The following is an 8,332-nucleotide window of genomic DNA, read 5'->3' as shown; positions in this document are numbered from 1 at the left end:
TCAGAAGCCTATTCCGAGGTATGCTCCTGCGGTGAGGCCGTCGACCTTGACGCCATCGTTCCTGCCGCTCAGGTGGTAGCGTGTATCGACTCCCACGAAGAAGTCCTTCCATATCCTGTAGTCGACACCGGCACCGAACATGATGCCCGGGATCAGCACCGTGATGGATTCGGAGGGGGGGCTGATCACGTGGATGCCCAGGCCGGCGGGGATGATCCAGGGGCGGAAGTCCGATCCTTCCATGAATCTGATCTTGGGTGCTGCCGTCAGGGTGAACTGGCTGACGTTCACTCCGGCTCCCACGGGTGTCAGCGCATTGCCACGGGTTCGTGAGGCGAACTCCTTGTACTCGAACATCAGTTCGGAGGCGACGCTGATGCCTGGCGCCAGGCCCCAGGCGTCATTCGTCAGATTCCAGTCGAAGCCTGCCCCGATGTACCAGGCATCCCGGTCTGGCCGCCCACCGGCTCCGCCGGCGCCATCGCTGTGGATGGAGACACCGTCGCGATGGTCAAAGTTGTGGGAGTAGCCGCCCCGGAAGAACACCATGTGGCGCTTGCCGGACTGTTCCGGAAGAGCCGCTGCCGCGGGTGCTGCCTGCCGGGTATCCTGCTGTCGCTCCAGCCGGGTGGAGCGCTCCTGTATTTCCGCCAGCTTGCGCGACTCGCGCGCCGACTCCGCCTTGATCTGATCCAGTTCCTCGCGCACAGCCCGCAGGCTTGCCTCCAACTGCCGCAGCGACTGCTCCAGAGCCTGCGTCCGCGCGTCTCCGGCAAACGCCGGCAATGGAAATGCCAGCACGGCGCTGCAGAAGATCGCTGCGGAAATGCATGAATTGGGACGTATCGGGTCAAGCAAGTATTGCATGGGTCATTCCTCCATGGATGGTTCAAAAGTCCAGTGCCGGCATAATCCGCAGGCAGAAGTCAAGACGGCTACCGGGCACCACGCGAAGTGCATGGTGCCCGGCTGCTGCGGAACCTGGAATTGCCATGGCCGTGGAAGGCCGGGGCTCACCCGGGATCGTTCGGACAGCGACAATCCCCGGGCTGGACAGGTCGGGCTTCAGCGTCCCGTCGATATAAAGCTCGGATTATCCAGAAAAGCGCATTGCCATCTCCTCATCTATCTTATCTCATAAAATTAGGTATTTACACCCGAATCCCATCATGGGTATTCAATCATGCTTGACCTCTTGATTTGCAGCACCTGGACCGATGCCGTTCATGGCAGCCGTAATGCACGAAGGAATGGAGAGAAAGGGATCAGCAGGGCTACGCGCGCCCGCAACCGACATGAATCATGAATCTACTTGAATAATATATTATAATATACTGATTATTAAATATAAAAAATCAGATTTAACCGAGGCTTTCCTACTTTTTCTCCGTGTCCGCGTCCTGACAGGCTCGAACCCGCCGACGCTGCGGCAGGAAAGGGTGAAGCCGCCTCGGAATGGACGTGCATCCGATCTCAAGGTCGTCGCACATGCTTCTGTACCCCATCGATCCCTCGCCTCTTGATTATTGTTCATTTGTACAATAATATTGGGCCATGCCCCGCCCGAACCACGACCCGAAGCATCTCGCCATCCTGCAGGACTACTACGCGGCGCACAGGCTGATCCCCTCTTATGCGGCGATCAGCCGGCTGCTCGGCTTTCGCGCCAGGAATGCCGCCGCCGCGCTGGCGGGCCGCCTCGAGAAGGCGGGCTATCTCAGGCGCACCCCCGAGCATCGCCTCGTCCCCACCGACCGCTTCTTCGAGCGGCCGCGCTTCATCGGCGCGGTGCGGGCCGGCATGCCGGAAGCGGCGATCGACGCGCCTCCCGACATGGTGAACCTGGATGCCATGCTCGTGCACCGCCCCTCGATCACGTTCCTGGTCCCGATCAAGGGAGACTCCATGATCGACGTGGGCCTCATGCCCGGCGACACCGCGGTCTGCGAGCGCCGCCACGTGGCCGATGCGGGCGACATCGTCGTCGCCCTCCTCGCCGACGAAACGACGGTCAAGACGCTGATCAGGGAAAACGGTCGCTATGCCCTCAGGCCGGAAAACAGAGCCGGGAACTACCCCGTCCTGCGCCCCGATCCCCTGGAAATCCTGGGCGTGGTGACGGGCAGCTTCCGCTCCTACCGGCGATAGCTTTCCTCTCCCTCCACGCCCCGATGCAGCGAGTCTTCGACAATATCCTGCGCGATCCCGCCCTCTGGTATGGGGGGCAGGTCGCGCCGGCAGCGTACCGGGGCATTTCCAGCGGCTTCCCCGCGCTCGATCGCGCGCTGCCTGAGGCTGGCTGGCCGATGGGCGCGCTGGTCGAGCTGCTCGTCGACAGGACCGGAGCGGGCGAGCTGTCGCTGCTCATGCCGGCGCTGCGCACGGTCTGCGCCGAGGGCAGGCGTGTCGCGCTCGTCGCGCCGCCGCATCTGCCGCACGCCCGTGCCTGGGATGCGGCGGGCATCCCGCTCGATCGTCTCCTCGTCGTCGAGGCCGAGGGCGCGGAACTCCTGTGGTCGGCCGAGCAGATCCTGCAGTCGGGAGAATGCGGCGCCCTTCTGGCATGGATGCCGGCCGCCGGCCGCGTGCTGGACTACCGCGCCCTGCAGCGGCTGCATCTGGCCGCAGGCAAGGGCGATGCGCTCTGCATCGCATACCGCGGCACGCACGCGCAGGCCGCGCCGTCGCCCGCACCGCTGCGGCTCCGGCTCGAAACCGCGGACGGCGCACTGCGGATCCACATCGCCAAATGCCGCGGTGCGGCGCGCGCCCGCCCGATCCCGGTGTATCCCTTCCCCGCGCACTGGATCGCGTCGGACGTCACGACGCCTTCCGTCTTCCCGGCGACCGCATCGCCTCCCGCCCGCATGCGGGTGAGCGCCGGATGAGCGCCGGCATGCTCTGGATCGCGATCTGCCTGCCCGACCTGCCCCTGCAACTGGCCCAGCGCGCGAACAGGGAAGAGCGGCCCTGTGCCGTCGTCGACGGCCCGGCGGCCCAGGCGGTGGTGCGCTGCGCCAATCCGGCCGCCCTCGATCGCGGCGTCGAGCCCGGCATGTCCGTAGCAGCCGCACGGGCGCGCGTCGGCGAACTGGCCGTCGTGCAGCGGGATGAAGCCGCCGAGACACGGGCGCTGCACAATCTCGCCTGCTGGGCCTGCCAGTTCACGCCGGGCGTGACGCTCCATCCCGCCGGAGGACTCATCCTCGAAGTCGCATCGACCCTGAACCTGCACGGCGGCCTGGCCCGCCTGCTCGGACGCATCCGGCAAGGCATCGCCGGGCTGGGCTATCATGCCGAACCCGGTATCGCACCCACTCCCCGGGCGGCATGGCTGCTTGCCCGGGCGCGGCATGCCGGCCTGCGGGTACGCATGTGCACCGCTCCGGCAACGCTGCCGGAGCGTCTGGCAAACCTGCCGCTCTCGCTCCTCGACTGGCCCGAGGGCACGACCGCGCCGCTCCGATCGCTGGGCATCCGCCGCATCGGGGCATGCCTGGCCCTGCCGCGCGACGGCTTCATCCGTCGCTTCGGCGCCGCGGCGCAACTCGATCTCGACAAGATCCTCGGCACCGCCCCCGATCCGCACTCTGCCTTCACGCCTCCGGACAGATTCTCGGCCCGCGCCGAATTCGGCTTCGAGGTCGCGGACGCACTGGCCCTGTCGTTCCCGTTGAAGCGCCTCCTGCAGGAACTGGAGGGTTTCCTGCGCGGCCGCGGCGCCGGCGTCCAGCGGTGGCATCTGCTGCTCGAACACATGAACCACGGCAGGACGCGCATCGAAATGGGCGTGGTTGCCCCCGAACGCAGCGCGGAACGCTTCCTCGCGCTCGCCCGCGAGCGGCTCGCGCGCACGGCATTGATGGCCCCGGTGCTCGCGCTCGAGATCTGCGCCGACCGGCTGCTCCCCTACGAGGCATGCAGCCGCAGTCTTTTTCCCGATCCACGTACCCGGGCGATCGGATGGGGGCACCTCATGGACAGGCTCGCCGCCCGGCTCGGCCACGGCAGGATCTACGGCGTGCAGCCGCTGGACGGACACCGCCCCGAGCGCGGCTGGCGGCTGCGCGAGGCCGCCGGCCCGGCGGGCCCGGGCCGGGCCGTCCCCCTCGCGCCCGGGCCGCGACCGCTGTGGCTGCTGCAGCCGCCCCGCGCATTGCCCATCCACGCAGGCAATCCCATGTGCCACGGCCGGCTGGATCTCCTCGCCGGCCCGGAGCGCATCGAATCGGGCTGGTGGGATGACGAACCGGCGCACCGGGACTACTACGTCGCGCGCAACCCGCGCGGGGAAACGCTCTGGATCTACCGCGAGCACCGCGACAGCGCATGGTATCTCCACGGCGTTTTTGGATAGGCATGCCGCCCCCCTACGCGGAACTGCACTGCCTCACCAACTTCACCTTTCTCCGCGGCGCTTCGCATGCGGAGGAACTGGTCGCGCAGGCATCCAGGCTGGGCTATGCCGCGCTCGCCATCACCGACGAATGTTCGGTGGCCGGCGCGGTGCGCGCGCACGTCAAGGCTGCGGAAACGGGCATGAAACTCATCATCGGGGCAGAATTCCGCCTCCAGGACGGGCTGCGCCTGGTGCTGCTCGCCGAGAACCTGGCCGGCTACGGCAACCTGTGCGAGCTCATCACGCTCGGCCGGCGCCGCGCTCCCAAGGGCGAATACCGCCTCGCCCGCGCGGATTTCGCCGGCATGTCGGCCTGCACCGTCCTGTGGCTGCCGGACGATCCCCCCGAGCGCGAGCAGGCGCACTGGATCGCAGGAGCCTTCCCCGGCCAATCCTGGATCGCGGTCGAGCTGCATCGCGGCCCGGACGATGCGCATCGGCTCGCCCGGATCGCCGGGATCGGCGCCGCCACCGGACTGCCCCTGGTGGCGGCAGGCGACGTGCACATGCACGTGCGCGCACGCCAGCCGCTGCAGGACGTGCTGACCGCCATCCGCCTCGGCCTCCCCGTCGCCGGGACGGGTTCGGCCCTCCATCCGAACGGCGAGAGGCACCTGCGCGCGATCGAGCGGCTCGCAGCGATCTATCCCGCCGCGCTTCTGCTCGAGACGCAGGCCGTCGCCGATCGATGCCGCTTCTCGCTCGACGAGATCCGGTACGAATATCCCGAAGAGCTGGTGCCGCAGGGAGGGACGCCCGCCGGCCACCTGCGCGAACTCACCTATGCGGGCGCCGCGGCCCGGTATCCGGGCGGTCTTCCGGACAAGGTGCGGAACATTGTCGAGCACGAACTCGCGCTCATCGAGGAACTGCGCTACGAATCGTTCTTCCTCACCATCGAGGACATCGTGCGCTTTGCGCGCGAAAAGGGGATCCTGTGCCAGGGCCGCGGCTCCGCCGCCAACTCGGCGGTATGCTACTGCCTCGGCATCACCGAGGTCGATCCCGATCGCATGCAGACGCTCTTCGAGCGCTTCATCAGCCGGGAGCGCAACGAACCGCCCGACATTGACGTGGATTTCGAGCACGAGCGCCGCGAGGAAGTGATGCAGTACGTCTTCGATCGCTACGGCCGCGATCGTGCGGCCATCGCCGCCAGCGTCGTCACCTACCGGCCCAGGAGCGCGGTGCGCGACGTGGGCAGGGCGCTCGGCCTCGGCCTCGACCAGGTGGGCAGGCTTGCCCGCGACCTGGCCTGGTGGGACGGACGCACCGTCGGAGACGACCGGCTCGCCGCCGCGGGCCTCGATCCGGCGAACCCGGCCATGCGCCACCTCCAGGCCTTGGTCGGGACGCTCGTCGGCTTCCCGCGCCATCTCTCCCAACACGTCGGCGGCTTCGTGATCGACCGGCGCAGGCTCTCCCGCCTCGTCCCGATCGAAAACGCGGCGATGCGGGGCCGCACCGTCATCCAGTGGGACAAGGACGATCTCGACGCGCTGGGGCTGCTCAAGGTGGATGTGCTGGCGCTCGGCATGCTCACCTGCATCCGGCGCACGCTGGATCTCGTGAACGGCTATCGCGGCTCGGCCATCCGTCTGCAGGACATCCCCGCCGAGGATCCGCGCGTCTACGCCATGCTCGGCCGCGCCGACAGCATCGGCGTCTTCCAGGTGGAATCGCGCGCGCAGATGTCCATGCTGCCGCGCCTGAAGCCTCGCTGCTATTACGATCTCGTGGTCCAGGTCGCCATCGTGCGCCCGGGACCGATCCAGGGCGGCATGGTCCACCCCTATCTCAGGCGCCGCGCCAAGGAAGAACCGGTCAGCTATCCGTCGCCGGAGGTGCAGGGAGTGCTCGAGCGCACGCTCGGAGTGGCGATTTTCCAGGAACAGGTGATGCAGATCGCCATGGTCGCCGCGGGATTCACGCCGGGCGAGGCGGACCGATTGCGGCGCGCGATGGCTTCCTGGCAGCGCAAGGGTGGACTGGAGCCCTTCCGGGAGCGTCTCACCGAGGGCATGCTGGAGCGCGGCTACTCCGAGGAATACGCCGGGCAGATCTACCAGATGGCCCAGGGCTTTGGTGAATACGGCTTCCCGGAGAGCCATTCCGCAAGCTTCGCCCTGCTCGTCTACGTGTCGGCCTGGCTCAAGCGCCACGAGCCTGCCGCCTTCTGCGCGGGACTGCTCAACAGTCAGCCTCTCGGCTTCTATTCCCCTTCTCAGCTGGTGCAGGATGCAAGACGCCATGGCGTCGAGGTGAGGGCCGTCGACGTCGCCGCGAGCGACTGGCTGGCGACGCTGGAGCCGGGCCCGCGCGGAGCGCCGGCCGTACGGCTCGGCCTGCGCGCGATCAAGGGACTCCCCGAAACGGGCGCGCAACGCATCGTCGCGGCCCGGCGAGCCGCTCCCTTCATCGATACGGACGATTTTCTCCACAGGACACAGCTCGGCAGGTGCGAGCTCGACGCCCTGGGCGAAGCGAACGCGCTGTCCGCACTGGCCGGCCACCGCCGCATGGCCCTGTGGCGCACGCTGGCCTTCATACCGGATGATCTCCCGCTGGCGCTCGGCGAGCGCGTGGAAACCGAGCCCATGCTAGCGCCGCCCACGGAAGGCGAGGACATTGCAGCCGACTACCGGCGGCTGAGGCTCACGCTCGGCCGCCACCCCCTGACGCTGCTCAGAAAAAGGCTCATGGCCATGCGCTTCGGAAATTCCCAGGATGTGAGGAACGCACGCCACCACCAGCTCATTCGTGTCGCAGGGATCGTCACCGGCCGCCAGCGGCCGGGCACGGCGAGCGGCGTCGTGTTCGTGACCCTGGAGGACGAAACCGGCTATATCAATGTGGTCGTGTGGAGCGATCTGGTCGAACGCCAGCGCCGGGAGCTTCTCGGCTCACGCCTCCTGGGCGTGTACGGCATCGTCGAGCGCAAGGACAACGTCATTCACCTGGTCGCCCGCCGGCTCTTCGACCACAGCGGCCTGCTGGGCAGCCTGGAGACCGAGAGCCGGGATTTCCACTGAGCCTCAGCGCAACCCGTATGGGAGAATCATCGTTCCCCGTACGGATTCTCGGTGGCGGGCTATCCTGAAGCAGTTGAAATTGATGGGGTCCAGTCCCATAATCAAGCTTTGCAACAGGAGCGACGACATGAGCGAAGAGCATGAATGGTGCAAGAACAACGCCGGGAAGATGAAAACGCTGGTCGAGAATTTCTACAGGCACGAGCCCGGCCGCGAACAGCGTCCCCCACAGCTGGATGCCTCAGGTTTGATCCGCCTCGAAGGAGAAATCTCCTCCGATCTGGGAACGCTCAGATATATCACGAAGCCCAAGAGCCTGTTGAAGGAACTTGGCGGCATCGTGGGCAACGAACGCAGCCCGGACAATGCATACTTCGGGCCGGCCCCCAACCTGTCCCTCGGCGATCCTGGCGGAATATCCGCCGCGGTAGGAACGTTCGCAGATCTCGGCAGCGCGGTCATCACGATCTTCAAGGTCGCGCGCGCCGAAAATAAAATGGTCAAGAATCTCACCAGCAACGCAGAGGCCCGAAGCGCCTACAAGCTCCAGATACTGCGGAACTACGAGCAACTGGTGCAACTCCTGCGCTTCGTGATCGAATGCGGAGCCGTGAGCGAGAAATCTGCCGGCATCCTTTGCAAGCAGGGATTGAACGTGCAGATCCTGGGGCGATGCTGGAAAACGGTGAGAAACAATCAGTGGCTGGTGCTGGCTGGGTAGGACGCTCTAGAAACTGCTACGCCATGCTATCGAGTCGATGACCGTAAAATATGTGCGCCCGAGCGTCGGGGAAAGAATATCTCCAATCCAGAAATCCAGAAATCCAGATATGACAAATGTCGAAGACAGGCAATCGTAGGAAACGTTTCCTAAAACCCTGCCGAGCCTCGTGTAAATCAT

The 8,332-nt window shown here is 66.2% G+C and carries 6 protein-coding genes; 5 read left to right on the top strand and 1 reads right to left on the bottom strand.

Going from position 1 to position 8,332, the window contains the following annotated elements:
* Positions 1-867 (bottom strand): hypothetical protein, encoded by an 867-nt coding sequence (locus BT108_RS11185; RefSeq protein WP_072294612.1) that lies wholly within the window; start codon positions 865-867, stop codon positions 1-3.
* A 687-nt stretch (positions 868-1,554) separates the two neighbouring features.
* Here BT108_RS11185 and BT108_RS11180 point away from each other — a divergent pair.
* The 5 genes from BT108_RS11180 to BT108_RS11160 all read left to right on the top strand — a co-directional run bounded on the left by BT108_RS11180 (position 1,555) and on the right by BT108_RS11160 (position 8,152).
* Positions 1,555-2,148 carry a LexA family protein gene (locus BT108_RS11180; protein ID WP_072294611.1) on the top strand — a complete coding sequence of 198 codons (594 nt, stop codon included), beginning with the start codon at positions 1,555-1,557 and terminating at the stop codon, positions 2,146-2,148.
* A gap of 23 nt (positions 2,149-2,171) precedes the next feature.
* Complete coding sequence (imuA, locus tag BT108_RS13585) at positions 2,172-2,888, top strand: translesion DNA synthesis-associated protein ImuA (protein WP_072294610.1); 717 nt, start codon at positions 2,172-2,174, stop codon at positions 2,886-2,888.
* Positions 2,885-4,357 carry a Y-family DNA polymerase gene (locus BT108_RS11170; protein WP_218184858.1) on the top strand — a complete coding sequence of 491 codons (1,473 nt, stop codon included), beginning with the start codon at positions 2,885-2,887 and terminating at the stop codon, positions 4,355-4,357. Before imuA ends, BT108_RS11170 begins: the two co-directional genes overlap by 4 nt.
* A gap of 2 nt (positions 4,358-4,359) precedes the next feature.
* Positions 4,360-7,431, top strand: coding sequence for an error-prone DNA polymerase (locus BT108_RS11165; RefSeq protein WP_072294608.1), 3,072 nt, complete (start codon positions 4,360-4,362; stop codon positions 7,429-7,431).
* A 127-nt stretch (positions 7,432-7,558) separates the two neighbouring features.
* Positions 7,559-8,152 (top strand): hypothetical protein, encoded by a 594-nt coding sequence (locus BT108_RS11160; protein WP_072294607.1) that lies wholly within the window; start codon positions 7,559-7,561, stop codon positions 8,150-8,152.
* Positions 8,153-8,332: the final 180 nt, after the last annotated feature.

Origin of the sequence: Nitrosovibrio sp. Nv17, from assembly GCF_900119085.1 — a bacterium.
GTDB lineage: Bacteria > Pseudomonadota > Gammaproteobacteria > Burkholderiales > Nitrosomonadaceae > Nitrosospira.
This window is presented reverse-complemented; position numbering and strand designations above follow the sequence as displayed.

Excerpts from the sequence above, each read along its gene's own strand:
- imuA (WP_072294610.1), top strand. The coding sequence starts at position 2,172 with ATGCAGCGAGTCTTCGACAATATCCTGCGCGATCCCGCCCTCTGGTAT.
- BT108_RS11165 (WP_072294608.1), top strand. The coding sequence starts at position 4,360 with ATGCCGCCCCCCTACGCGGAACTGCACTGCCTCACCAACTTCACCTTT.
- BT108_RS11185 (WP_072294612.1), bottom strand. The coding sequence starts at position 867 with ATGCAATACTTGCTTGACCCGATACGTCCCAATTCATGCATTTCCGCA.
- BT108_RS11180 (WP_072294611.1), top strand. The coding sequence starts at position 1,555 with ATGCCCCGCCCGAACCACGACCCGAAGCATCTCGCCATCCTGCAGGAC.
- BT108_RS11160 (WP_072294607.1), top strand. The coding sequence starts at position 7,559 with ATGAGCGAAGAGCATGAATGGTGCAAGAACAACGCCGGGAAGATGAAA.
- BT108_RS11170 (WP_218184858.1), top strand. The coding sequence starts at position 2,885 with ATGAGCGCCGGCATGCTCTGGATCGCGATCTGCCTGCCCGACCTGCCC.